The sequence below is a fragment of the Roseicella sp. DB1501 genome, assembly GCF_013112485.1.
Taxonomy (GTDB): Bacteria; Pseudomonadota; Alphaproteobacteria; order Acetobacterales; family Acetobacteraceae; genus Paracraurococcus.
Genome location: NZ_JABFHG010000010.1, coordinates 119,993 through 143,497 on the forward strand (window position 1 = coordinate 119,993; position 23,505 = coordinate 143,497).

Consider the following 23,505-nt stretch of genomic DNA (forward strand, 5'->3'; position numbering starts at 1 on the left):
TTTGCGCCGCAGCAGGGCCGGCGGCATCCTCCCGAGCGTGACCTGCGCGAGGGCGAGGGGGACGGGGAATGGCGGAATACGACCTGGTGGTGCGCGGCGGCGAGGTGGCGACGGGCTTCGGCACGGCGCGCTGCGACATCGGCATCCGCGACGGCCGCATCGTGGCGCTGGCCGAGCGCATCGCGGATGGCGCGGCGACGCTCGATGCCGGCGGGCTGCTGGTCCTGCCCGGCGGCATCGACAGCCACTGCCATATCGAGGAGCCGGCCCGCGGCGGCTATGTCGGCACCGGCGGCGACGCCCCGCCGCCGGTGACGGTCAGCGAGGAAAGCTTCGTCACCGCCAGCGCCTCGGCCTTCGCCGGGGGGACGACCAGCGTCGTGTGCTTCGTGCCGCAATGGAAGGGCGAGGGCATCCTGCCGCGGCTGGCGGATTACGAGCAGCGCGCCGCCCGGGGCATGCTGGACTACAGCTTCCACCAGATCATCACCGACCCGACCGATGCCGTGCTGGAGCGGGAGGTGCCGCAGATCGTGGCGCGCGGCATCCGCAGCCTGAAGGTCTTCCTCACCTACGAGCCGCTGCATCTCAGCGACGAGGACTACATCCGGGTGCTGGCCACGGCGCGGCGGAACGGCTGCCTGGTGACCGTCCATTGCGAGAATTACGCGGCCATCAAATGGCGCACCGCGGCGCTGCTGCAGGCCGGGCTGACCGGCCCGAAATACCATGCCTGGTCCCGCCCGACCGTGGTCGAGCGGGAGGCGACGCACCGCGCCATCGCGCTGGCCGAGCTGGTGGACCAGCCGATCCAAATCTTCCATGTGAGCTGCGCCGAGGCGGCGGAGGAGATCGCCCGGGCGCAGCATCGCGGCCTCAAGGTCTGGGGCGAGACCTGCCCGCAATACCTGATGCTGACCGGCGCCGACATGGACCGCAGCAGCCCGGAGCAGGGTGCCTTCGCCGGCGCCGCCTTCATGTGCAGCCCCTCCCCCCGCACGCCGGAGGAGCAGGCGCGGGTCTGGGAGATGATCCGCCGCGGCACGCTCGACATCGTCTCCTCCGATCATTGCGGCTTCTCGATGGGCGGCGACCAGGGCAAGGCGATCAGCGGCCGCGATGCCAGCTTCGACGCCATCCCGAACGGCATTCCCGGCCTCGCCGCGCGGCTGCCGATCCTGTTCAGCGAGGGCGTCTCGAAGGGCCGCCTCTCGCTCGACGACTTCGTGCGGCTGACCGCGACCAACCCGGCGCGGCTGATGGGCCTGGCGCCGCGCAAGGGCATGATCGCCATCGGCGCCGATGCCGACCTGGCGCTGTGGGACCCGGCGAAGCGGGTGAGGCTGACCAACGCGCTGATGCAGCACGCCATCGACTACACCCCCTATGAGGGGCTGGAGGTGACCGGCTGGCCGGTGGCGACGCTCCGCCGCGGCGCGGTGGTGATGCGGGACGGGGTGGTGCAGGCCGAGCCCGGCACCGGCCGATTCCTGCCGCGCGGCCCCTACCCGATGATCCGGCCGCGCGGCGTGCTGGCGGACGGTTTCGACGCGGCGCCGCCCCCGGCGTGAGGCCCGACGCGCCGGGCCGGTGGACGGCCCCGGAACCATCGACCCGGTGCCGCATTGATGTGCATCATGCTGCGCATCCGATCCATGTCCCGACTCGCGGCGCTGGCGCTGCTCGGCGCCTGCGCATCCCGCACGCCGGAAGCCTTCGACCAACGCATGACCACCTTCGTCGGCCGGCCAGAGACGGAGCTGGTCGCCGGGCTCGGGGTGCCGAGCCGGACCTATGAGGCGGATGGCCGCCGGTTGCTGCAATGGGACTTCCTGCAGCAGAATCCCGGACCGGCGATCTATCCCAGCATCGGGCTCGGCTTCGGCAGCTTCGGCTGGGGGGGCAGCGGCGTCGGGGTGGGCACCGGGCTCGGGGTGGGCTTGGGCGGCGCCTCGCCGCCGCGCGGCTGCTCGGTCGTCTTCGAGGTCCGGGAGGGCCTGGTGCAGGGCTTCAACCGCAACGGCCCCGGCTGCGTCGCCTGACCCCCGGCCGGGGTCGCCGCGCGGCACCCTGAGGATGGATCAGCCGTCCTCCACCACCGCCCGCCCCGTCACGAAGCGCCAGTGATGCCAGAGCAGCCGCGCCGCCAGAGAGCGCCAGGGCGCCCAGCCCTCGGCGATCGCCGCCAGCGCCTTAGGCCCCGGCCGCGCCGGCAGGCCCAGCAGATCCGCCGCGCTCGCCGCTAGCGCCAGGTCGCCGCTCGGGAAGATGTCGGGCCTCGCCTCGGCGAAGAGCAGGTGGATCGCCGCCGTCCAGGGGCCGAGGCCGCGAATGGCGGCGATATGCGCGATGGCCGCCGCATCCGGCATCCCGGCCAGACCGGCGAGATCGAGCCGCCCGTCCAGGCAGGCCGTGGCCAGGGACCGGGCATGCGCCGCCTTCGGCCGCGAGAGGCCGGCCACGCCGCAGAGCGTCGCGTCGTCGAGGGCGAGCAGCCCCGTCGGCTCCAGCGCGCCGGGCAGCGTCGCCAGCCGCTTCCAGATCGCCGAGGCCGCCTGGTTGCTGATCTGCTGGCCGCAGATGGCGCGCAGCAGCCCAGGGAAGCCGGGCTGCCGGACGCGCCAAGCGAGCGGCCCCGCCGCCGGCTCGATCACGGCGAGGCGCGGATCGGCCGCGACCAGCGCGGCGATGCCCGCCCGGGCCCAGCCGGGTGCATGCGGGAAGGCGGCATCCGTCGGGGGCGGCTGGGGAGAGGGGCACGGCGGCGGGGTGGCTGAGAAGGGGGGGACCATCCCCGCCGCCATAGAGCGATCGGCATCGCGCGGCCATGGCTGCGGTCCAGGCTGCGCACCGACTGCCCCTCACGACCACCGTTGGGACGCCCGCTCAGGGGGAAGCGACTCGGCGTCTCGGTGATCGTGCTCTTCGGGCCGGCCCCGAGAGGGGAAGTGGGCGGTGCCGGCCACTCCCCGAAGCTGCGCCCCGGATGTTGCTGCACGAAGCCCCGGGACATGCCGAATTGCAACGCCCTGCAACAGGGGTCGATTCCGTAACATGCCGCAACAGCCGCCCGCCCAAGACTGCAACGGCACGCTATGCTGGCCGGGCCATGGAGCCGCAACCCCATATCCTGGTCGTCGATGACGACCGCGAGATCCGCGACCTTCTGTCGAAATTCCTCGAACGCCAGGGGATGCGAGTCTCCGCCGCGCGCGATGCGAAGGAGGCCCGCAAGCTCTGGCCGCTCGGCCGCTACCACCTGGTGGTGCTCGACCTCATGCTGCCGGGCGAGAGCGGGCTCGACTTCGCCAAATGGCTGCGCAGCCAGGGCGAGGTGCCGATCGTCATGCTGACGGCGATGAGCGAGGAGACCGACCGCATCGTCGGGCTCGAGCTCGGGGCCGACGACTATCTCGGCAAGCCCTTCAACCCGCGCGAGCTGCTCGCCCGCATCCGCGCCGTGCTGCGCCGGGCGAGCGGCGAGCCGGGGGCGGCGAAGGAGCCGCCGGCCAAGGCGATCCGCTTCGCCGGCTGGACCCTGGAGCCGACGCGGCGCCGACTGCTGAACCCGGACGGCGCCGAGGTGCCGCTGACCGGCGGGGAGTACGAGCTGCTGCAGGTGCTGGTGGAGCGGCCCAACCGGGTGCTGACCCGCGACATGCTGATGGACCTGCTGCGCGGCCGGCAGGCCGGCCCCTTCGACCGGGCGATCGACGTCGCGGTCTCGCGCCTCCGCCGCAAGCTCGAGGATGACGGGCGCAACCCGAGCCTCATCAAGACCGTGCGCGGCGGCGGCTACGTGCTGGCGGCAACGGTGGAAAAGGGGTGAGCCAGGCCTCCGCCGCCCCGGCCCCTGGCAGGGCGGCGCCCCCCGCCGCCTGGCGCTTCTGGCCGCGCAGCCTCGCCGGCCGCACCGCCCTCGTCCTGCTGCTGGCGCTCGCGGTGGTGCAGGCGGCCGGGCTGACCATCCATGCGCTGGACCGCGTCGACCTGCAGCGCTTCGCCCAAGCGCGCGAGATCTCGCAGCGCTCCATCAGCGCCTGGCGCACCGTGGTGCTCGCCCCGCCCGACCGGCGGGCGCAGATGCTGGCGGAGATGGAGCTGCCGAGCAGCCTTTCGGCCACCCTCGACGACCGGCCCCTGGCGCGGCCGGACCAGCCGCCGATGCCGCTGCCGGTGCTGCGACTCCTGCGGCTCGACCTTTTCGCCAACAGCCCGCCGCGCTACCGGCCGCGCGCGATCATCACCGCCTGGGAGCCAGCCGGCCCGAGCTTCATCGCCAGCCTGCGGTTGCCGAGCGGCGAGTGGCTCAACCTGCATATCAGCCTGCCGCCGCCGCGGCCCTGGCATTCCGAGACCTTCCTCATCGCTTTCGTCGCGATGACGCTGGCGGCCGGGCTGCTCATCCTCTGGGCGGTGCGGCGGCTGACCTTCCCGGTGCGGGCCCTCGCCGAGGCCGCCGACCGGCTGGGCCGCGACGTGAACGCCCCGCCGATGCCCGAGCAGGGGCCGGCCGAGGTGGCGCGCGCCGCGCATGCCTTCAACACCATGGCCGAGCGCATCCGCCGCTTCGTCGGCGACCGCACCCAGATGCTCGCCGCCATCGGCCACGACCTGCGCACCCCGATCACCCGGCTGCGGCTGCGCGCCGAGTTCATGGACGATGACGAGCAGCGCCGGAAGATGCTCGCCGATCTCGACGAGATGGAGGCGATGGTGGCGGCGACGCTGGCCTTCGCCCGCGACGACGCCGCCGCCGAGCCGACGGTCGCGGTGGACATCGCCGCGCTCTGCCGCACCGTGCTGGACGAGGCGGCGGATGCGCGTCCCGACCTCGCCGAGGACATCGCCTATCGCGGGCCGGAGCGGCTGACGGCGCCGGCCCGGCCGGTGGCGCTGAAGCGGGCCATCGCCAACCTGGTCGGCAACGCGCTCGCCTATGGCGGGGCGGCGCGGCTCGGCCTCTCGCCGCCCGAGGGGCCCGGCCGGCCGATCCGCCTCGCGGTCGAGGATGACGGGCCGGGCATCCCGCCGGAGGAGCTGGAGACGGTGTTCCAGCCCTTCCGCCGGCTCGAGACCAGCCGCAACCGGGAAACCGGCGGCACCGGGCTCGGCCTGCCCATCGCCCGCAACATCTTCCGCGCCCATGGCGGCGACGTGGTGCTGCGCAACCGCCCCGAGGGCGGGCTGGCGGCGCTGGCGACACTGCCGGCATGATCTCAACGGGCCTCCTGCGTGACCGCATGAGGCGCGCCAAAGGGCGCGACCGGCGGGTCCCGTTCGGGGCCTCGGAGCGGTCGGCGACCGGTCCGCTTCTATTGGGACCAGTGACCCCTTCGGCTCAGGCGGCGGGCTGCAGGGCGCGGAAGCGGGGCATGACCTCCTCGGCGAACAGGCGGATGGTCTGGTGCCGCACCGCCCGCGGCACGCCATAGGTCGCGTTGCTGACGACGAGGTAGTCGAAGCCGAGATCGGCGATCTCCTGCACGCGCCGCGCCACCGTCTCGGGCGAGCCGACCAGGTTCTGCACGATGTAGCCCTCGAGATTGGCCGGATCGGAGAGCTGCCGCAGGTTGCCGAACATGCGGTTGAACTGCTCGTAGCCCGGGATGCTGCCCCAGGGCGCGTGGTCGGACTGGTAGTGCTCGACCTGCAGGGCGAAGAAGCGCGGCAGGTGCTCCAGGGCCTGGGCGCGGGCCTCCTCGTCGGTGCGGGCGACGAAGCACTTCACCGAGATCGGCCTGGTCACGGCGGTGCTGCCGCCGGCCGCCTCGGTCCGGGCCGTCCAGGTCTCCAGGATGCGGCGCAGCAGCTTGTCGGGGAAGGAGGAGAGGCAGAGCGGCGGCAGGCCGAGCTCGGCCATGATGGCGGCGCTCTCCGGGCTGCCGATGGCGCCGTAGAAGCTTGGCCGCGCGCCCTCGGGCGCCGGCCGCAGCCGGGTCGGCCGCGGCCAGTTCACATGCTGCCCGGCGAAGGTGACCGGCCCGCCGGCGAGCGCCGCCCGGGTGAACTCCCAGGTCTCGCGGAAGCGGTCGCGCGCCGTCTCCATGCCGATGCCGAAGGCGTCGTATTCCGACTTCGCCGTGCCGCGGCCCATGCCGATATGCAGCGGCCCTTGCGCCAGCGTCTGCAGCATCGCCACATCCTCGGCGAAGCGCACCGGGTCGTACCAGGGCAGCACCATCACCGCCGTGCCGAGGCCGAGCCCCGGGCAGGCGGCGGCGAGATGCGAGAGGAAGAGCAGCGGGTTGGGCTGCGGGTAGTAGTCGCTGAAATGGTGCTCGACCATCCAGGCCGCGTCGTAGCCGAGGCGCTGCAGCAGCTCGGCATCGGCGACGGCCTCGCGGTAGAGCTGCCGGTCCGTCAGCCCCTCCTCTCCCACGGCGCCGATCTGGTAGCCGAAGCGTAGGGCGGCCTGAGTCTTGCCGGTCTGGGTCATGCGGTCCCTCCCCGGGATCTGGTCTTGCCGGAAAGGTTAGCCCCCTATCCGCCGGGAAGGAAACCGGCGGGGCCGATTGGCGCCCACCGATTGGCGCCCACCGATTGGCGCCCCTGGCCGGCCGGGCCCATAATGCCGGGGAGAGGATAGGCACCATGGATCTCGGACGTCTCGGCGTTTGGTACCCCACCGACCGGCTCGACGCCGCCGGGCTGCGCGCCCTGCTGCGCGTGGTTGAGGAGCATGGCTACGGCACGCTCTGGTATCCGGAATCGACCGGCTACGAGAGCATCGCCCTGGCCGGCTTCCTGCTGGCGAACAGCCGCCGCCTCGCCATCGGCAGTTCCATCGCCAATATCTATGCGCGCGATGCCTTCACCGCGCGGCGGGCGCTCGCCACGCTGAACCGGCTGCATGAGGGGCGCTTCGCGCTCGGCCTCGGCGTCAGCCATGTGCCGCTGGTCGAGGGCGTGCGCGGCCATCGCTACGACAAGCCGGTGCCGGCGATGCGCGCCTATCTCGACGGCATGCGCAAGGGGAGCAAGGGCGCGCCGGAGGGCAAGGTGCTGCTCGCCGCCCTCGGGCCGCGTATGCTTGCCCTGGCGGCGGCGGAGACGGATGGCGCCGTCCCCTACAACGTGACGCCGGAGCACACCCGCCAGGCGGCGCAGGTGCTCGGGCCGGACAAGGTGCTGGCGGTGGAGCAGAAGGTCTGCGTCGAGACCGACAAGGCGCGTGCCCGCGCCCTCGGCCGCAAGGAGCTGGCGCGCTACATGGTGCTGCCGAATTACGTGAACAACTGGCTGCGCCTCGGCTTCACCGAGGCCGATCTCGCCGATGGCGGCAGCGACCGCTTCATCGACGCCATGGTGCTCTCGGGCGATGCCGAGGCGGTCAAGGCCGGGTTGCGCGCGCATTTCGAGGCGGGCGCCACGCATGTCTGCCTCCAGCCGGTGACCGCGGAGGACGACGTGGCAGCGCGCGACGCCATGATCGCCGCGCTGGCCGACACCTGATACGGAGGGCCGTTGAGGGTGCCTCCTCAACGGCCCCATCCGGTGCCCCTTGGCGCCGGGCGCAAACCTCCGGTTTGCCTGGGCCTCGGACCGGTCAAGGAACCGGTCCGTCGGTATTGAGAGGAACAACACCCATGCTGAAGCTCGGGTACAAGGCCTCGGCCGAGCAGTTCGCGCCGGCGCGGCTGCTGGAATACGGCATTCTCGCCGAGCAGGCCGGCTTCGAGTCCTGCTTCATCTCGGACCACTTCCAGCCCTGGAAGCATACCGACGGGCATGCGCCGAACTCGCTGGTCTGGCTCGGCGCGCTCGGGGCGCGCACCGAGCGGCTGGTGATCGGCACCAGCGTGCTGACGCCGACCTTCCGCTACCATCCCTCCATCGTCGCCCAGGCCTTCGGCACGCTGGGCGCGATGTATCCCGGCCGCGTCATCCTCGGCATCGGCACCGGCGAGGGACTGAACGAGGTGCCCTCGACCGGCGCGCCCTGGCCCGAGTTCAAGGAGCGCTTCGCCCGGATGCGCGAGGCGGTGCAGCTCATGCGCCGGCTCTGGACCGAGGACCGCGTGAGCTTCGAGGGCCAGTACTACCGCACCGAGAAGGCGACGATCTACGACCGGCCGGAGGTGCCGGTGCCGATCTATGTCGCCGCCGCCGGCGCGCTGGTGGCGAAGTATGCCGGCCGCGGCGGCGACGGCTTCATCTGCACCAGCGGCAAGAAGCCCGAGCTCTACACCGAGACGCTGCTGCCCAATGTCGCGGCGGGGCTGGAGGCGGCCGGCCGGCCGAAGCCGGACTATGAGCGGATGATCGAGATCAAGGTCTCCTTCGACACCGATCGGAACCGGGCGATGCAGGATACCCGCCACTGGGCGGCGCTCGCGCTCTCGCCCGAGGAGAAGATGCATGTCGAGGACCCGGTCGAGATGGAGCGCCTCGCCGATGCGCTGCCGGTCGAGCGGGCGGCGAGCCGCTGGATCGTCTCCGACGACCCGGAGGAGCAGGTGGAGAAGATCGGCACTTACATCGGCCTCGGCTTCAACCACCTCGTCTTCCACGCCCCCGGTCCCGATCAGCCACGCTTCCTGAGCCTGTTCGGGGAGCGGGTGCTGCCCCTGCTGCGCCGCCGCTTCGGGTGACCGGTACGCTGCGCCTGACTGCCCTGCCGGACCTGCCCATGGTCCGGGCGGGCGACGACCTCGCGGCGCTGCTGCAGGCGGGGCTCGACCGCGCCGGGCTGCGGCCCGCGCCGGGCGACGTGCTCGCCGTGGCGCAGAAGGTGGTGAGCAAGGCGGAGGGGCGCAGCGTGCCCCTCGCCTCGGTCACTCCCTCCGCCGCGGCGCTGCGCCTGGCCGGGGAGACCGGCAAGGACCCGCGGCTGGTCGAGCTGATCCTTTCGGAATCCGTGCGCGTGGTGCGCGCGCGGCCGAACCTCATCATCGTCGAGCACCGGCTCGGCTGCGTCATGGCCAATGCCGGCATAGACCAGTCCAATCTCGGCCAGGAGGGGCACGCGCTGCTGCTGCCGGTCGATCCCGATGCCAGCGCCGCCCGCCTCGCCGCGCGGCTCGGCCTCGCCGTTGTCATCACCGACAGCTTCGGCCGGGCCTGGCGGCGCGGCACGGTCGGGGTGGCGATCGGCGCCGCCGGCCTGCCCGCCTTGCTCGACCTGCGCGGCCAGCCCGATCTCTTCGGCCGCACGCTGCAGGTGAGCATCACCGGCTTCGCCGACGAGATCGCCGCCGCCGCCGGCCTCGTCATGGGCCAGGGCGCCGAGGGCCGGCCGGCCGTGCTGCTGCGCGGCCTGGCCTGGGAGGCGCCGCCCCTCCCCGCCTCGGAGCTCATCCGCAGCGGCGCGGAGGACCTGTTCCGGTGATCGTCGCGCTTTCGGGCGGGATCGGCGGGGCGAAGCTGGCGCTCGGCCTGTCGCATGTCCTGCCGCCGGAGGAGCTGCTCGTCGTCGCCAACACCGGCGATGATTTCGAGCATCTCGGCCTCGCCATCAGCCCGGATATCGACACGCTCACCTATACCCTCGCCGGCCTCGACAACCCGGATCTCGGCTGGGGCCGGCGCGACGAGAGCTGGGCCTGCATGGAGACGCTCGGCGCCCTCGGCGGCCCCAGCTGGTTCCGCCTCGGCGACCGCGACCTGGCGCTGCATCTGCTGCGCACCGAACGCCTGCGCGCCGGCGAGATGCTCTCCGCCGTCACCGACGACATCCGCCGCCGCCTCGGCATCGGTGCCCGCATCCTGCCGATGAGCGACGACCCAGTGCGCACCCGCATCGGCACCGCCGAGGGCTGGCTCGATTTCCAGGACTGGTTCGTCGGCCGGCGCGCCGGGCCGGCGGTGCAGGCGATCGACTTCCTGGGCGCCGCCGCGGCGCGGCCGCAGCCGGCGGTGCTGGCCGCCCTCGCCGCCCGGCCGCGCGCCGTGGTGATCTGCCCGAGCAACCCCTTCATCAGCATCGAGCCGATCCTCGCCGTGCCGGGGATGCGCGAGGCGATCCAGGCGAGCGGCGCGCCCGTCATCGCCGTCTCGCCCATTATCGCCGGCCAGGCGGTGAAGGGACCGACGGCGAAGATCTTCGCCGAGCTCGGCACGCCACCGACCGCCGCCGCCGTCGCCGCCCGCTACGGCGCGCTGCTGAGCGGCTTCGTCATGGAGGAAGGCGACGAGGCCGCCGGCATCGCCCCCCGCGTCTTCCGCGCCGCGACGCTGATGCGAAGCCTCGAGGACAAGGTGGCGCTGGCCCGAGCGGTGCTCGCCGCCGCCGAGACGCTGCGGTGACGGGCACCATCTGGGCCATCCTGCCGGTCAAGGAGATGCAGGGCTCGAAGCAGCGCCTCTCGCCGCTGCTCTCGCCGGAGGAGCGGGTGGCGCTCATGCGGGTGATGGCGGGCGAGGTGCTGGACGCGCTCTGCGCCGCGCGCGGCCTGGCCGGCGTCGCCGTCGTCACGCTCGATGCCTGGACCACGGCCGAGGCCCGCCGGCGCGGCGCGCGGGTGATCACCGAGGGCGCGCGCGAGGGGCATACCGGCAGCGTCACCGCGGCGGCGCGGCTGCTGGCGGCGGAAGGCGCCGCGGGCGTGCTGACCATGCCGGGCGACATCCCGGCGGTGACGGCAGCGGAGGTGGAGATGCTGGTCGCGGCGCATGGCGCGGCGCCGGCCTTCACCATCGCCCCCTCGCATGACGAGATGGGCTCGAACGGCGTGGTGCTCTCGCCGCCGAGCGTCGTGCCGCTGCGCTTCGGCGAGGACAGCTACCTGCCGCACCTGGCGGCGGCGCGGGCGCAGGGCGTGGCGCCGCGGGTGGTGCGCCTGCCGGGCGTGGCGATGGATATCGACCACCCGACGGATCTGGCGATGTTCGCCAGCCTCGCCCTGGCCCGCCCGACCCGCACCCTCGCCTGGCTGCGCGAGACCGGCGTGCTGGCGCGACTTACACAGGCACCTTCCGCCGCGGCGCCGTCTGCACCACGGGGGTGAGCTCGGCGGCCGCATAGGCGCGCGTCGCCTGCGCCTCGGGCGGCGCGCCGTAGAGCGTGGTGCGCTGCTGCGGCACCCGGCCGATGCCGCGGATCAGCGCCTCCATGGCGGCGGGCGGGAATTCCTGGCCGTGCTGGGTGCCGGCGGCGCGGCTGATGCTCTCGTTCATCAGCGTGCCGCCGAGATCGTTGGCGCCGGCCCGCAGGGCGAGACTGGCGCCCTCCGGCCCCATCTTCACCCAGCTCGTCTGGATGTTGATGATGTGCGGATGCAGGACGAGGCGGGCGACGCCGTGCATCAGCAGCGCCTCGCGGAAGGTTGGGCCGCGCCGCGCCTGCCCGCGCAGATACATCGGCGCTTCCATATGCACGAAGGGCAGCGGCACGAATTCCGTGAAGCCGCCGGTCTCCGCCTGCAGGTCGCGCAGCGCCAGCAGGTGCCGCGCCCAGTTCAGCGGCCCCTCGACATGGCCGAACATGATGGTCGCGGTGGTGCGGAGCCCGAGCCCGTGCGCGGTGCGAGCCACCTCCAGCCATTCCGCGGTGTTCACCTTGTCAGGGCAGATGATGGCGCGGATCTCGTCGTCGAGGATCTCCGCCGCGGTGCCCGGCAGGGTGCCGAGCCCGGCCTCCTTCAGCCGCGTCAGGTAATCCCGCAGCGAGAGGCCGAGCGTCGCCGCGCCCTGCGTCACCTCGAGCGGCGAGAAGGCGTGGATGTGCATCCCCGGCAGCGCGGCGCGGATGGCGCGGCAGATGCCGGCATAAGTCTCGCCCGTGTAATCGGGATGGATGCCGCCCTGCAGGCAGACCTCGGTGGCGCCGCGCGCCCAGGCCTCCTCGGCGCGGCGCACGATCTCGGCATGGTCGAGGTCGTAGGCCGGGCCGCGCAGCGCCGCATGCGTGGTGCCCTTGCTGAAGGCGCAGAAGCGGCAGCGATAGGAGCAGATATTCGTGTAGTTGATGTTGCGGTTGACGACGTAGCGCACGACCTCGCCGGAGACCGCGGCGCGCAGCGCATCCGCCGCCGCCGTGACATGCGCCGCATCGGCGTCGCGCGCGGCGAAGAGGCGCATGATCTCCGGCGGCCCGAGCCGCGCGCCCTCCGTCGCCCGCGCGACCAGACGGGCGAGCCCCGCCTCCGCCGCGGCGAGGCGTGGCGCCGGCAGCGGCGGCAGGGTCAGCTCGCCCGGCGACCAGTCATCGCCGCGCGCCAGCCCCTCCGCGTCGCTCGCGCGCCGGATGGCCGTGGCGACCGCCGGCGCGAACCAGGCCGCCGGCGCCCGCACATAGGCGGGATAGGCCGGCAGCCGCTGCACCAGCACCTTGCCCGCCTCGGCGGTGCGGGCGGCCAGTTCCTCGAGATGCGGCCAGGGCGCTTCCGGGTTCACATGGTCCGGCGTCACCGGGGAGACGCCGCCCCAGTCGTTCAGCCCCGCCCCGACCAGGCGCTGGTAGACGCCCGGCGAGAGGTTGGGCGGCGCCTGGATGTTCATCTCCGCGCCGAGGACGAGCCGCGCCGCGGCGATGGTCCAGAGCAGCTCGTCGAGGTCAGGTTCCGGCGCCGCCGCGCCCAGCCTGGTCCGCGGCTTGGCGCGGAAATTCTGGATGATGACTTCCTGGATGTGGCCGTAGCGGTCCTGCAGCGCGGCGATGGCGCGCAGCGCCGCGATCCGCTCGGCCCGCGTCTCGCCGATGCCGATCAGGATGCCGGTGGTGAAGGGCACCCGCAGCTCGCCGGCCAGCCGCAGCACCTCCAGCCGCGCTTCGGGATGCTTGTCGGGGCTGCCGTGATGCACGCCGCCCGGGGCGCAGAGCCGGGCGCTGACGCTCTCCAGCATGATGCCCTGGCTGGCCGTCACCTCGCGCAGCGCGGCGATCTCGTCGCGCGTCATCACCCCGGGGTTGGCGTGCGGCAGCAACCCCGTCTCCTTCAGGACCAGCCCGCACGTCGCCGCCAGATAGGACAGGGTGGTGGGATGCCCGAGCGCCGCCAGCGCCTCGCGCGCCTGCGGCCAGCGCAACTCGGGCTTGTCGCCGAGGGTGAAGAGCGCCTCGGTGCAGCCCTGGGCAGCGCCGGCGCGGGCGATGGCCAGCACCTCCTCCGGCGAGAGATAGGCGGCGCGGCCTGGCCGCGGCACCTCGGCGAAGGTGCAGTAGTGGCAAACATCGCGACAGAGCTTGGTGAGCGGAATGAAGACCTTGCGCGAATAGCTCACCACGCGGCCATGCGCCGCGTCGCGCAGCGCCGTCGCCTCCGCCATCAGCGCGTCCAAGGGCATGGCTTCCAGCCGGTCCTGCACGCTTGCGCTCCCCCGCCACTCCCCCTCATCGTGGGCGCTGACCGGGCCGGATGCAATGCGCGCCCCAGCGATGCCCCGAGGCAGCCTGCCCCAGCGGAGGAAACAGCATGCAGATCGGCTTCAGCGCGCCGAGCGGTGGCCCGCTCGCCACCCCGGACGCCCTGACCCGGCTGGCGCAGGAGGCCGAGTCCCTGGGCTTCGGCTACGCCACCGTCAGCGACCACGTGGTGATCCCGACCGACATCCACGCGAAATATCCCTATACCGACAGCGGCGAATTCCCCGCCAGCTCGCGCGGCGAGCGGCATGAGCAGCTCACGCAGGTGATGTTCCTCGCGGCGAAGACCACGCGGCTGCGCTTCGTCACCTCGGTCATGGTGGTGCCGCACCGGCCGGCGCTGCTGACGGCGAAGATCCTCTCGACCATCGATGTCCTCTCCGGCGGCCGGCTGACGCTCGGCATCGGCGCGGGCTGGCTGCGCGAGGAATTCGAGGCGCTGCAGGTGCCGGACTTCGCCGCCCGCGGCAAGGTGACGGACGAGTACATCCTGGCGGCCAAGACCCTCTGGACCGAGCCTCGTCCCCGCTTCAGCGGCGAGCATGTCCGCTTCGGCGACATCACCTTCGAGCCGAAGCCGGTGCAGCAGGGCGGGCCGCCGATCTGGGTGGGCGGCGAGAGCGGCCCGGCGCTGCGCCGCACGGCGCGGCTCGGCGATGCCTGGTACCCGATCGGCACCAACCCCTCCTTCCCGCTGGAGAGCCTCGCCCGCTACCGCGCCGCGGTGGCGAAGCTGCAGGGGCTGGCCGAGAAGGAGGGCCGCGACCCCGGCGCCATCGGCCTCGCCTACCGCGTCCAGCGCTACGGGCCGGAGGTGCCGCCGACCGCCGGGGATGGCGAGCGGCGCCTCTTCTCCGGCCAGCCGGCGCAGATCGCCGACGACCTGAAGGCGCTGCGGGACATGGGCGTCATCGGCGTCGACCTCACCTTCCCTGGCGGCACGGTCGAGGAGGTGCTGGCGAGCATGCGCGCCTTCCGCGACGACGCGATGCGGGGGCTCTGACATGCGGCTCGGCCTCACCCTCGGCATGGGCGCCGGCATCGACATCGCGCTGGTGCTGGAAGCGGAACGCCTCGGCTACAGCAGCGTCTGGTGCGGCGAGAGCTACGGCAACGACGCCGTCAGCCCGGTCGCCTGGGTGCTCGCCCGCACCTCGCGCATCAAGGCCGGCACCGGCATCATGCAGATGCCCGCGCGCACCCCGGCCTGCGCCGCCAGCACGGCGCTGACCCTGCAGATGCTCTCGGGCGACCGCTTCCTCTGCGGCGTCGGGCCGTCGGGGCCCCAGGTGGTGGAGGGATGGCACGGCCAGCCCTATGGCAAGCCGATGGAGCGGACGCGCGAGTACATCGCCATCATCCGCGCCATCGCCGCGCGGGAGCGGCCGCTGGAGCATCACGGGGAGCACTACCGCATCCCCTATGACGGGCCGGACGCGACTGGGCTCGGCAAGCCGCTGAAGAGCATTATCCACGGCCAGCCGCTCACCTTCTACTGCGCCTCCATCACCCCGGGCGGCATGCGGCTGGCGGGCGAGGTCGCCGATGGCAACCTGCCGATCTTCATGTCGCCGGAGGGCGCCGATCTCGTCGTGAAGCCGACGCTCGAGGGCATGGCGAAGGCGGGCAAGCCGGCCGACCTCTCGGGCTTCGACATCGCGCCCTACACCAAGATCCGCCTCGGCCCGGACCTGCAGGCCTGCCGGGACGCGGTGAAGCCGGAGCTCGCGCTCTACATCGGCGGCATGGGGGCGCGGGGGAAGAATTTCTACAACGACTATGTCCGTCGCCTCGGCTACCCCGAGGCCGCGGCGGCGATCCAGGACGCCTATCTGGCGCGGCGCCAGCGCGACGCCGCGGCGCTGGTGCCGGACAAGCTGGTGGACGAGATCGCGCTGGTCGGGCCGGCCGACCGCATCCGCGGCCGGCTGCAGGACTGGAAGGCGGTGGCGCGCGAGGGGAAGGTCGGCACGCTGGTCCTGACCGGCGCCACCCAGCCGGCGTTGCGCGTGGTCGCCGAGGCGGTGCTGTGAGCGACATCTTCGGCGAGGGCGATTTCCGCTACGAGGCGGTGCCCGACTGGGGCAGCCTGCCGGCAGGCTGGTCGCTGAAGGAGGTGGCCGCCGTCGCGGTGGACAGCCAGGACCGCGTCTACGCCTTCAACCGCGGCGAGCACCCGATGGTGGTCTTCGACCGCGAGGGCCGCTTCCTCGCCGCCTGGGGCGAGGGCCTCTTCACCCGCGCGCATGGCCTGCATATCGGCCCCGACGACATGCTCTGGTGCACCGATGACGGCGACCACACGGTGCGCAAATGCACGCCCGAGGGCCGGGTGCTGATGACGATCGGCCTGCCCGGCCGGCCGGCGCCCTTCATGTCGGGCCGGCCCTTCAACCGCTGCACCCATACCGCGCTCTCGCCCGAGGGCGACCTCTACGTCTCCGACGGCTACGGCAACGCCGCGGTGCATAAATACGCGCCGGATGGCCGCCACCTCCTCTCCTGGGGCCGGCCGGGCAGCGGGCCGGGGGAGTTCAACCTGCCGCACAACATCGTCTGCGACGATGCCGGCCTCGTCTATGTCGCGGACCGGGAGAGCCACCGCGTCCAGATCTTCGACGGCAAGGGCGGCTTCCAGGGCGAGTGGACGAATGTCCACCGCCCCTGCGCCCTCTTCCTCGGCAAGGGGCGCTGCCCCTGCTGCTATGTCGGCGAGCTCGGCCCGCAGCTCCCGGTGAACCAGGCCTTCCCCAATCTCGGCCCGCGCATCAGCGTGCTCGACATGCAGGGCAAGCCGCTCTCGCGCTTCGGCACGCTCGGCGACGGGCCCGGCCAGTTCTGGTCGCCGCACGGGCTGGCGGTGGATTCGCAGGGCGACCTCTATGTCGGCGAGGTCAGCTTCACCGCCTGGCCGCGCTACCACGACGGCCAGGCGCCGCCGCCCGAGGGGGTGCGCTGCCTGCAGAAATACCGCCGCCTCGACTGAGCCCCGCGCCATGGACCAGGCCCTCGCCTCCCGCCTCGACCGCCTCGCGCAGCGCCTGCCCCGGACCTATCCCGGTCCGGGCGGGGCGCTCGCGGTGCTGCGGCGGGGCGAGGTGCTGCTCCGCCATGCCTGGGGCTTCGCCAATGCCGAGCGGCGCATCCCCTTCACACCGCGGACCCTGTTCCGCCTGTGCTCCATCACCAAGCAGTTCACCTGCGCGGCGATGCTGGAGGCCTGCCCGGACCCCGCGGCGCTCGACACGGCGATCCGCGCCCGGCTGCCGCGCCTCGGCGCCGCGGCGCCCGGGGCGCTGCACTGCGCGCACAACCAGTCCGGCCTGCGCGACTACTGGGCGGTCGCCATGCTGCACGGCTCGCCGGTCGAGGCGCCCTTCGGCGATGCCGAGGCGGCGCGTGTCATCGCCGGCACCGCCTCGCTGCAGTTCGCGCCGGGCACGCGCTATTCCTATGTGAACCAGAATTTCCGCCTGATCTCCGATGCGTTGGAGGAGCACACGGGCCGGGACTTCGCCGCCCTGCTGCGCGGCATCTTCGACCGCGCCGGCATGCCGACCGCCTTCCTCGCCGCCGATACCCGCGCCATGCCGGATGGCACCGAGGGCTATGAGGGCAGCCAGGCGGGCGGCTTTCGCGCCGCCGAGAACCGCATCCTCTGGACCGGCGACGCCGGGCTCGGCGCCAGCCTCGAGGACATGATCGCCTGGGAGCGCTTCCTCGATGCCGGGCGCGACGATCCCGCCTCGCTGCCCGCCCGCCTCGCCGCGGCGGTCGCCTTCGCCGGCGGCGCGCCGGCCCCCTACGGCTTCGGCCTCGCCCGCGGCATCGGCTTCGGCCACGCCCTGCTCGGGCATGGCGGGGCGCTGCGCGGCTGGCGCAGCCACCGGCTCTACCTCCCGGCCGAGCGCGTCTCGGTCGTCGTGCTGTTCAACCATCTCTCGGATGCGCATGCGGCGGCGATGGAGGCGCTCGCCACCGTGCTGGACGCGCCCGTGCCAAGCCCCGACGCCTCGCTGCCGATGCCGGCCTGGACCGGCGCCTATGCCGAGCCGGAGACTGGCCTGCTCGCCCGCATCGAGCCGGCGATGCCCGGCCGGCTGCGGCTGCGCTTCGGCCATTCGCCGGAGCTGCTCGGCCTGCAGCCCGATGGCAGCGCGACGAACGGCCAGACCTGGCTGCGGCCGGGCCCGGCCGGGCTCTGGCTGGAGCGGCCGCAGGAGAATTTCCGCGGCCGCCTCGAGCCGCTCAACGGCACGCCCGCCGCGGACATCGCCGGCCGCTACCGCTGCGAGGAGCTGGAGGCGGAGCTGCACATCGCCGAGGCCGGCGGCCTGCCCTATGGCGGCTTCTCCGGTTTCCTCGGCCGCGGCCGGATGGAGTTGCTGGAGCCGGTGGCAGCGGATGCCTGGGTCCTGCCCTGCCTCCGCGCGCTGGACCATACGCCGCCGGGCGACTGGACCCTCGCTGTCCGGCGCGGCGCGGAGGGGCGCGTGGAGGGGCTGCGCCTCGGCTGCTGGCTGGCGCGCGGGCTGGACTACCGGCGCGTGGGGTAGCCTCGCTACCGCACCGCCTCGACCAGCTTCGCCCAGCGGTCCAGCTGCGGCAGGATGACATCGGCCTTCGCCGCCTCCAGGCTGAGCACCACGCGCTCGATGCCGAGATCGCGGTCGGCGAGCAGGGCGTCACGGTCCTCCCGCACACCCCAGATCGTCACCGGACAGTCGCCCTCGCTGCGGCCGGCCTCGGCCAGCATGGCGCGGAATTGCGGCACCAGCGCCGCCACATCGGCATAGTGCTGGCGCACGCGGTGCGGCATCCAGCCATTGCCGTAGCGCACCGCCCGCCGCGCGCCCCATGGAAAGGCGCCGCCGACGATGACCGGCGGGTGCGGCCGCTGCACCGGCTTCGGCCAGGTCATCATCGGGCCGAACTCGACGAACTCGCCATGGTATTCCGGCTTGGTCCGGGTCCAGATCGCCCGCATCGCCTCGATCCGCTCGCGCGCCAGCTTGTGGCGGGTCTCGAAGGCGGTGCCGTGGTTCTCGATCTCGTCGCGGTTCCAGCCATTGCCGACGCCGAAGAGGAAGCGCCCGCCCGAGACCTGGTCGATGGAGGCGACGAGCTTCGCCGTCTGGATCGGGTCGCGCTGCACGACGAGGCAGATGCCGGTGCCGAGGCGGAGCGTGCTGGTTGCCGCCGCCGCGGCGGTCAGCGTCACGAAGGGGTCCATGACGTCGTAATACATCTTCGGCAGGTCGCCGCCGCCCGGATAGGCCGCCTTGCGGCTGAGCGGAATATGCGAGTGCTCCGGCGCCCAGAGGCTCTCGAAGCCGCGCTCCTCCAGCGCCCGGGCGAGTTCCGCCGGATGCATGGAGTAGTCGGTGAAGAACATCCCCGCGCCGACCTTCATGGCCTTCCCTCCCCTGTCGCGGCGAGGCTCGCGCGGCCGGACGGCGAGGGCAAGCCCGGGGGGCGCTTGTCGCCGCCGCCGCGCCTCCGCATGGTGCGGTCCGACAAGGGGGGACTCGGGCATGTTCAGCTGGCGCGTCAGGCCGCCGCAGGACGGCATCGTCATCGCGCCGGAGGAGCGCCTGCCCTGGCCGCAGACCATCCTGCTCGGGCTGCAGCATGTCGTGGCGATGTTCGGCTCGACCGTGCTCGCGCCCCTGCTCATGGGCTTCGACCCGAACCTTGTCGTGCTGATGAGCGGCATCGGCACGCTGATCTTCTTCCTCGTCACCGGCGGCCGGGTGCCGAGCTATCTCGGCTCCTCCTTCGCCTTCATCGCCGTGGTCCTGGCGGCGACCGGCCATGCCGGCGGCGGCCCGAACCCGCAGCTCGGCCTGGCGCTCGGCGGCATCATCGCCTGCGGCGCCCTCTACGCGCTGATCGGCCTGCTGGTCATGGCTGGCGGCGCGGGCTGGATCGAGCGGCTGATGCCGCCGGTCGTCACCGGCGCGGTGGTGGCGATGATCGGCCTCAACCTCGCCGCCGTGCCGGTCAAGACCATGGCGCCGACGCAATTCGATGCCTGGATGCAGGCGCTGACCGTGCTCTGCGTCGCCCTGGTCGCGGTGCATGCGCGCGGCCTGGCGCGGCGGCTGCTGGTGCTCGCCGGGCTGCTGCTGGCCAGCCTGCTCTACGCCCTGCTGACGAACGGCTTCGGCCTCGGCAGGCCGATCGACCTCGCGCCGGTGGCGGCGGCGCCCTGGTTCGGCCTGCCGGGCCTCGCCCGGCCGGTCTTCGCGCTGGAGCCGGTGCTGCTGATCGCGCCCGTCGCCATCGTGCTGGTGGCGGAGAATCTCGGGCATCTAAAGGCGGTCTCGGCGATGACCGGGCGCAACCTCGATCCCTGGATCGGCCGCGCCTTCCTCGGCGACGGCCTCGCCACCATGGCGGCCGGCGCGGTCGGCGGCACCGGCGTGACGACCTATGCCGAGAATATCGGCGTCATGGCGGCGACGCGGGTCTATTCCACGGCGATCTTCGTGGTTGCCGCCATCGCCGCCATCCTGCTCGGCTTTTCGCCGAAATTCGGCGCGGTGATCCGGGCCATCCCGCTGCCGGTGATGGGCGGCGTCTCCATCGTGGTCTTCGGCCTCATCGCGGTGGCGGGGGCGCGGATCTGGGTGGAGAACCGCGTCGACTTCACCGATCCCCGCAACCTGATGATCGGCGCCGTCACCCTCATCCTCGGCACCGGCGACTTCACGCTGCATTTCGGCAGCTTCGCCATGGGCGGCATCGGCACCGCGACCTTCGGCGCCATCCTGCTGCAGGCGCTGCTCGGCGGCGCCAAGGGACGTACCGAGGGGCGCAGCGGGGCTGCCGGGCCCGCGGCTACTCCGCCTGCGCGCCGCTGATCTCGACCAGCGACTTCCAGCGCCCCTCCTCGGCGGCGAGGAAGCGGCCGAAATCCTCGGGGCTCGGATCGGTGATCGGCTGGAAGCCGAGCGGCACCAGGCGCTCGCCGAACTCCGGCGCCCTGGCCACCTGAGTGACCGCCGCATGCAGCCGGGCGAGGGCCGGCTGCGCCAGGCCGGCCGGCGCCATGATGGCGTACCAGACCTGGGCGTCCACGCCCTTGCCGGGCAGCAGCTCATCCATGCCCGGCACCGCCTCGAGCCCCGGCACATAGGTGACGCGCCGGGCGCTGCCGACGGCGAGCGCGCGGAACCGCCCCTCCCGCACATGGGGCATCAGCGCCGGCATGACGTCGAACATCATGTCGATATTGCCCGAGAGCAGGTCCTGGATGGCCGGCCCGCCGCCGCGATAGGGCACATGGGTGATGTCGATACCGGCCACCTTCTTCACCAGTTCCATGTAGAGATGGCTGGTCGTGCCGGTGCCGGAGGAGCCCATGGTGATCTTGCCCGGCGCCGCCCTGGCGGCGGCCACCAGCTCGGCGAAGCTCTTCCAGGGGCGCTTCGCGTTCACCACCATCAGGATGGTGCCGGTCGAGACGCGGGTGACGGGCGCCAGGTCCTTCAGCGGGTCGAGCGGCATGCGCGAGCCATACAGGTACTTGTTGGCGACGAGCGTGTTCGCCGCGCCGATCAGCAGCGTATGGCCGTCCTTCTCCGCCCGAGCGACGAATTCGGCGCCGATATTGCCGCCGGCACCGGCGCGGTTCTCCACCACCACGCTCTGGCCGAGCAGCGGCTGCAGCCGCTCGCCCAGCATGCGCGCCGTGATGTCGAGGGCGCCGCCGGGCGCGATCGGCACGATGAGATGCACCGGACGGTTCGGGGCCCAGCCCTGGGCCGTGGCCTGGACCTGGGCGCGGGCGGCGACGGGCGCGAGCGCGGCGAGGCCCAGCAGGGGGCGGCGAGATATCATTTTGAAGCTCCCGGTCGAGGCCCGCATGTCGCCATCCGCAGGCGGAGGGTCAAGCATCGTGCAACTTGCGCGCCCGGACGCGCTTCGGAGGGCCGATGCCGGATGATGCCCCGCCCATGCTGGCCCTGATCGAGGGCAGGCTCGACCGCCTCGGCCTGACGCCGGAGGAGGCCTGCCGCCAGGCCGGCCTGCCGCCGGACTTCCTCGACCGCATGGCGGCCGGGAAGGTGCCGCCGCCGCGCGGCCAGCGGCTGATCCGCCTGGCGGAGGCGCTGGCGACCAGCGTCTCCTACCTCGTCGGCCTGGACCCGGACACGCCGCCCCCGGCCGAGCTGCTGGAGGAGGACCAGGCCTCCTTCGGCCTGCTCGCCGGCGACGAGGAGGCGCTGCTGCGCGCCTATCGCCGGCTCGACCTGCCGGCCAAGGCGGCGGTGGTGCTCATCCTCCGCACCATGGCGGGGCCGGAGCCGGCGCCGGATGCGGTGCCGCCGAAGCAGCTCGCGCGCCCCCGACGATCCGGCTGAGCCGCCCGGACACGATGTTGCGATAACGATCATATCCGCCCGAGCGGCGGCCACAGTTCGAGCATAATACATTGACTCCATTGATTGTCCGGGCGCCCCCGCCGGCTTGACGCGCCGCCCGGCGCCCGCTGGCATGGTGCGATGCGCCGCCTCTTCCTGATGCTGTTGCTGTCCTGCTCCGCGGCCATGGCGGAGCCGGCGCGCGCGCCGCGCCGGATGGTCGTCACCGCCCATCCCCTGGCCAGCGAGGCCGGACTGGCCATGCTGCGGGCCGGCGGCACGGCGGTGGATGCGGCGGTGGCCGCCGCCCTCACCCTCTCGGTGGTGGAGCCGCACGCCTCTGGCCTCGGCGGCGGCGGCGTCATGCTGGCCTGGGCGCAGGAGAGCGGCCATCTCGCTTATTACGAGGGCCTCGCCGCCGCCCCGGCCGAGATCGGCAGCACATTGCTGACGCCGGGGGAGCGGGCAGGGCCGGCCGGCCCCGCCATCGCCCGGAGCGGCCGCGCGGCGGCGGTGCCGGGCGAGGTGGCGATGCTGGCCCTGGCGCATGCGCAGCAGGGCCGCCTCCCCTGGGCCCGGTTGTTCGAGCCGGCCATCCAGGCCGCCCTGGCCGGCTTCCCGATGTCGCCCGGGCTGCATGCCGCGCTCGCCCGCGACCCGGCGGCCCTGGTCGCGGTGCCGGCGCTGCGGGCGCTCTATTTCGACGCCGCCGACCAGGCGATGCCGGTCGGCACCCGCATCCGCAACCCACAGCAGGCGATCGCGCTGCGGGCCCTGGCCGGGAGCGGCGCCGCGGCGCTGCAGGCGGGGCCGGTGGCGCAGGCCATCCTCGATGCCGTCGCCAGCGGGGCGCATCCGGGCAGCATGACGGCCGGGGACCTCGCCGCCTACCGGCCCCGGCAGCGGGCGCCGCTCTGCGCCATGGCCTTCGGGCGGCGCATCTGCACCGCCGGGCCGCCCGTCGCGGGCGGCCTCGCCGTCCTGCAGCAGCTCGGCCTGCTAGAACGCCTCGGCTATGCCGGGACGGCGCCGGGCTCGGTGGCGGCGGCGCATCTGCTGATCGAGGCGAGCCGGCTGGCCGCCGCCGACCGCCGCCGCTGGGCCGGCGACCCGGACCAGGTGGAGGTGCCGGCGTCGGGCTTGCTCGACTCCGCCTATCTCGAGGCCCGCGCCGCGCTGGTCTCGCCGCTGCGGGCCATGGAGGCGGCGCCGGCCGGCCTGCCGGCGCAAGGGCAGGGGCAGCGGCAGGGCGCCGTGCCGCCCGAGGCCGAGGCCCTCAGCCTCGCCGGCACCAGCCATGTCTCGGTGATCGACGCCGCCGGCAACGCGGTGGCGCTGACGGTGACCGACAACCTCGATTTCGGCGCCCGGCTGGCGCCGCTCGGCTTCACGCTGAACAATGCGCTGACCGGCTTCGCCGCCGATCCCGCGGCCCGCAACGCCCTGGCGCCGGGCCGCCGGCCGGCGAGCGCCATGGCGCCCTGCATCGTCTTCGATGCCGCGGGCCGGCCGGAGATCGTCATCGGCGCCGGTGGCGGCGCCTGGATCATCGACGCCGTGGCGGCGGGGCTGGCGGAGATGCTGGCGCATGGCGCCGGCCCGGCGGTGGCGGCCGGGCAACCCCGCCTCGGCGCCCAGCACGGCGCGGCCCTGCTCGAGCGCGGCGGCCCGGCCGCGGCGCTGCTCGAGCCGCTGCGCGCGCTCGGCCATGCGCCGCGGCTGGCGCCCGTCTCGACCGGGTTGCAGGCGCTGCGGGTCACGCCGGCCGGGATCGAGGGCGCGGCGGATCCGCGGCGCGACGGGGCGGCGCTCGGCGACTGACGCCGGGGC

21 protein-coding genes are annotated in these 23,505 nt (G+C 73.4%); 16 read left to right on the forward strand and 5 right to left on the reverse strand.

Translation table 11 applies throughout. The annotated features are described in order from the left end of the window. The first annotated feature begins 68 nt into the window (after positions 1–68). Positions 69–1,571 carry a dihydropyrimidinase gene (gene hydA, locus HJG45_RS19400; RefSeq protein WP_171614065.1) on the forward strand — a complete coding sequence of 501 codons (1,503 nt, stop codon included), beginning with the start codon at positions 69–71 and terminating at the stop codon, positions 1,569–1,571. Positions 1,572–1,655: 84 nt separating this feature from the next. After that, positions 1,656–2,042: a hypothetical protein gene (locus tag HJG45_RS19405; protein WP_171613891.1), complete on the forward strand. Its 387-nt coding sequence runs from the start codon at positions 1,656–1,658 to the stop codon at positions 2,040–2,042. Between the two features lie 39 nt (positions 2,043–2,081). Here the strand turns inward: HJG45_RS19405 and HJG45_RS19410 are convergent, their stop codons facing one another. After that, the gene (locus HJG45_RS19410) at positions 2,082–2,792 is read right to left on the reverse strand and encodes a DNA-3-methyladenine glycosylase (protein WP_171614067.1); all 711 of its coding nucleotides are present in this window, start codon (positions 2,790–2,792) and stop codon (positions 2,082–2,084) included. 317 nt (positions 2,793–3,109) lie between these two features. On the opposite strand from HJG45_RS19410, the gene HJG45_RS19415 reads away from it, so the two are divergent. Together HJG45_RS19415 and HJG45_RS19420 are read left to right on the forward strand one after the other, a co-directional pair. Further along, positions 3,110–3,829, forward strand: coding sequence for a response regulator (locus HJG45_RS19415; protein ID WP_171614069.1), 720 nt, complete (start codon positions 3,110–3,112; stop codon positions 3,827–3,829). Further along, positions 3,826–5,217 carry an ATP-binding protein gene (locus HJG45_RS19420; RefSeq protein ID WP_171614071.1) on the forward strand — a complete coding sequence of 464 codons (1,392 nt, stop codon included), beginning with the start codon at positions 3,826–3,828 and terminating at the stop codon, positions 5,215–5,217. Before HJG45_RS19415 ends, HJG45_RS19420 begins: the two co-directional genes overlap by 4 nt. Positions 5,218–5,341: 124 nt before the next feature. Here HJG45_RS19420 and HJG45_RS19425 read toward each other — a convergent pair whose 3' ends face one another. Continuing rightward, a complete protein-coding gene (locus HJG45_RS19425; protein ID WP_171614073.1) occupies positions 5,342–6,439 on the reverse strand; it encodes an LLM class flavin-dependent oxidoreductase in 1,098 nt (365 codons plus the stop codon). A 155-nt stretch (positions 6,440–6,594) separates the two neighbouring features. Here HJG45_RS19425 and HJG45_RS19430 point away from each other — a divergent pair, with 155 nt between their 5' ends. The 5 genes from HJG45_RS19430 to cofC all read left to right on the forward strand — a co-directional run bounded on the left by HJG45_RS19430 (position 6,595) and on the right by cofC (position 10,949). Further along, on the forward strand, positions 6,595–7,455 hold the full coding sequence (locus HJG45_RS19430) for a TIGR03620 family F420-dependent LLM class oxidoreductase (protein ID WP_171614075.1): 861 nt from the start codon (positions 6,595–6,597) through the stop codon (positions 7,453–7,455). A gap of 134 nt (positions 7,456–7,589) precedes the next feature. Further along, positions 7,590–8,594 carry a glucose-6-phosphate dehydrogenase (coenzyme-F420) gene (gene fgd, locus HJG45_RS19435; RefSeq protein ID WP_171614077.1) on the forward strand — a complete coding sequence of 335 codons (1,005 nt, stop codon included), beginning with the start codon at positions 7,590–7,592 and terminating at the stop codon, positions 8,592–8,594. Continuing rightward, positions 8,591–9,331: a coenzyme F420-0:L-glutamate ligase gene (gene cofE / locus HJG45_RS19440; RefSeq protein ID WP_368040640.1), complete on the forward strand. Its 741-nt coding sequence runs from the start codon at positions 8,591–8,593 to the stop codon at positions 9,329–9,331. The genes fgd and cofE overlap by 4 nt, the downstream gene beginning before the upstream one ends. After that, positions 9,328–10,248: a 2-phospho-L-lactate transferase gene (gene cofD / locus HJG45_RS19445; protein WP_171614079.1), complete on the forward strand. Its 921-nt coding sequence runs from the start codon at positions 9,328–9,330 to the stop codon at positions 10,246–10,248. The genes cofE and cofD overlap by 4 nt, the downstream gene beginning before the upstream one ends. Continuing rightward, positions 10,245–10,949, forward strand: coding sequence for a 2-phospho-L-lactate guanylyltransferase (gene cofC, locus HJG45_RS19450; RefSeq protein ID WP_171614081.1), 705 nt, complete (start codon positions 10,245–10,247; stop codon positions 10,947–10,949). The genes cofD and cofC overlap by 4 nt, the downstream gene beginning before the upstream one ends. Here the strand turns inward: cofC and cofH are convergent. Beyond that, positions 10,903–13,248 (reverse strand): 5-amino-6-(D-ribitylamino)uracil--L-tyrosine 4-hydroxyphenyl transferase CofH, encoded by a 2,346-nt coding sequence (gene cofH, locus HJG45_RS19455; RefSeq protein ID WP_368040641.1) that lies wholly within the window; start codon positions 13,246–13,248, stop codon positions 10,903–10,905. The genes cofC and cofH overlap by 47 nt on opposite strands. A 107-nt stretch (positions 13,249–13,355) precedes the next feature. Here cofH and HJG45_RS19460 point away from each other — a divergent pair, with 107 nt between their 5' ends. Genes HJG45_RS19460 through HJG45_RS19475 form a run of 4 tightly spaced genes read left to right on the forward strand, consistent with a single transcriptional unit; the run spans position 13,356 to position 17,862 of the window. Next, positions 13,356–14,309, forward strand: coding sequence for an LLM class F420-dependent oxidoreductase (locus HJG45_RS19460; RefSeq protein ID WP_171614082.1), 954 nt, complete (start codon positions 13,356–13,358; stop codon positions 14,307–14,309). Between the two features lies 1 nt (position 14,310). Then, positions 14,311–15,339 carry an LLM class F420-dependent oxidoreductase gene (locus tag HJG45_RS19465; RefSeq protein ID WP_171614084.1) on the forward strand — a complete coding sequence of 343 codons (1,029 nt, stop codon included), beginning with the start codon at positions 14,311–14,313 and terminating at the stop codon, positions 15,337–15,339. Then, a complete protein-coding gene (locus HJG45_RS29480; protein ID WP_171614086.1) occupies positions 15,336–16,292 on the forward strand; it encodes a peptidyl-alpha-hydroxyglycine alpha-amidating lyase family protein in 957 nt (318 codons plus the stop codon). The genes HJG45_RS19465 and HJG45_RS29480 overlap by 4 nt, the downstream gene beginning before the upstream one ends. Before the next feature lie 10 nt (positions 16,293–16,302). Then, positions 16,303–17,862 (forward strand): D-aminopeptidase, encoded by a 1,560-nt coding sequence (locus tag HJG45_RS19475; protein ID WP_171614088.1) that lies wholly within the window; start codon positions 16,303–16,305, stop codon positions 17,860–17,862. 5 nt (positions 17,863–17,867) lie between these two features. Here HJG45_RS19475 and HJG45_RS19480 read toward each other — a convergent pair whose 3' ends face one another. After that, positions 17,868–18,719 carry an LLM class F420-dependent oxidoreductase gene (locus HJG45_RS19480; RefSeq protein ID WP_174890514.1) on the reverse strand — a complete coding sequence of 284 codons (852 nt, stop codon included), beginning with the start codon at positions 18,717–18,719 and terminating at the stop codon, positions 17,868–17,870. Positions 18,720–18,840: 121 nt separating this feature from the next. Between HJG45_RS19480 and HJG45_RS19485 the strand changes: the two genes are divergently transcribed. Next, positions 18,841–20,172 (forward strand): solute carrier family 23 protein, encoded by a 1,332-nt coding sequence (locus HJG45_RS19485; RefSeq protein ID WP_171614090.1) that lies wholly within the window; start codon positions 18,841–18,843, stop codon positions 20,170–20,172. On the opposite strand, the gene HJG45_RS19490 is transcribed toward HJG45_RS19485, so the two are convergent. After that, positions 20,150–21,151, reverse strand: coding sequence for a tripartite tricarboxylate transporter substrate binding protein (locus HJG45_RS19490; protein WP_254452643.1), 1,002 nt, complete (start codon positions 21,149–21,151; stop codon positions 20,150–20,152). The two genes, HJG45_RS19485 and HJG45_RS19490, sit on opposite strands and share 23 nt — an antisense overlap. Positions 21,152–21,246: 95 nt before the next feature. Between HJG45_RS19490 and HJG45_RS19495 the strand changes: the two genes are divergently transcribed. After that, positions 21,247–21,675, forward strand: coding sequence for a helix-turn-helix domain-containing protein (locus tag HJG45_RS19495; RefSeq protein ID WP_171614094.1), 429 nt, complete (start codon positions 21,247–21,249; stop codon positions 21,673–21,675). 141 nt (positions 21,676–21,816) lie between these two features. Then, positions 21,817–23,496, forward strand: coding sequence for a gamma-glutamyltransferase family protein (locus HJG45_RS19500; protein WP_171614096.1), 1,680 nt, complete (start codon positions 21,817–21,819; stop codon positions 23,494–23,496). Positions 23,497–23,505 lie beyond the last annotated feature (9 nt).

What these genes read in the sequence shown, in the direction of transcription:
- HJG45_RS19500 (WP_171614096.1), top strand. Translation starts at nt 21,817, where the DNA reads ATGCGCCGCCTCTTCCTGATGCTGTTGCTGTCCTGCTCCGCGGCCATG.
- fgd (WP_171614077.1), top strand. Translation starts at nt 7,590, where the DNA reads ATGCTGAAGCTCGGGTACAAGGCCTCGGCCGAGCAGTTCGCGCCGGCG.
- HJG45_RS19425 (WP_171614073.1), bottom strand. Translation starts at nt 6,439, where the DNA reads ATGACCCAGACCGGCAAGACTCAGGCCGCCCTACGCTTCGGCTACCAG.
- HJG45_RS19480 (WP_174890514.1), bottom strand. Translation starts at nt 18,719, where the DNA reads ATGAAGGTCGGCGCGGGGATGTTCTTCACCGACTACTCCATGCATCCG.
- HJG45_RS19430 (WP_171614075.1), top strand. Translation starts at nt 6,595, where the DNA reads ATGGATCTCGGACGTCTCGGCGTTTGGTACCCCACCGACCGGCTCGAC.
- HJG45_RS19410 (WP_171614067.1), bottom strand. Translation starts at nt 2,792, where the DNA reads ATGGTCCCCCCCTTCTCAGCCACCCCGCCGCCGTGCCCCTCTCCCCAG.
- HJG45_RS19490 (WP_254452643.1), bottom strand. Translation starts at nt 21,151, where the DNA reads ATGATATCTCGCCGCCCCCTGCTGGGCCTCGCCGCGCTCGCGCCCGTC.
- HJG45_RS19415 (WP_171614069.1), top strand. Translation starts at nt 3,110, where the DNA reads ATGGAGCCGCAACCCCATATCCTGGTCGTCGATGACGACCGCGAGATC.
- HJG45_RS19475 (WP_171614088.1), top strand. Translation starts at nt 16,303, where the DNA reads ATGGACCAGGCCCTCGCCTCCCGCCTCGACCGCCTCGCGCAGCGCCTG.
- HJG45_RS19405 (WP_171613891.1), top strand. Translation starts at nt 1,656, where the DNA reads ATGTCCCGACTCGCGGCGCTGGCGCTGCTCGGCGCCTGCGCATCCCGC.
- HJG45_RS19460 (WP_171614082.1), top strand. Translation starts at nt 13,356, where the DNA reads ATGCAGATCGGCTTCAGCGCGCCGAGCGGTGGCCCGCTCGCCACCCCG.
- HJG45_RS19495 (WP_171614094.1), top strand. Translation starts at nt 21,247, where the DNA reads ATGCCGGATGATGCCCCGCCCATGCTGGCCCTGATCGAGGGCAGGCTC.
- hydA (WP_171614065.1), top strand. Translation starts at nt 69, where the DNA reads ATGGCGGAATACGACCTGGTGGTGCGCGGCGGCGAGGTGGCGACGGGC.
- HJG45_RS19485 (WP_171614090.1), top strand. Translation starts at nt 18,841, where the DNA reads ATGTTCAGCTGGCGCGTCAGGCCGCCGCAGGACGGCATCGTCATCGCG.
- HJG45_RS19465 (WP_171614084.1), top strand. Translation starts at nt 14,311, where the DNA reads ATGCGGCTCGGCCTCACCCTCGGCATGGGCGCCGGCATCGACATCGCG.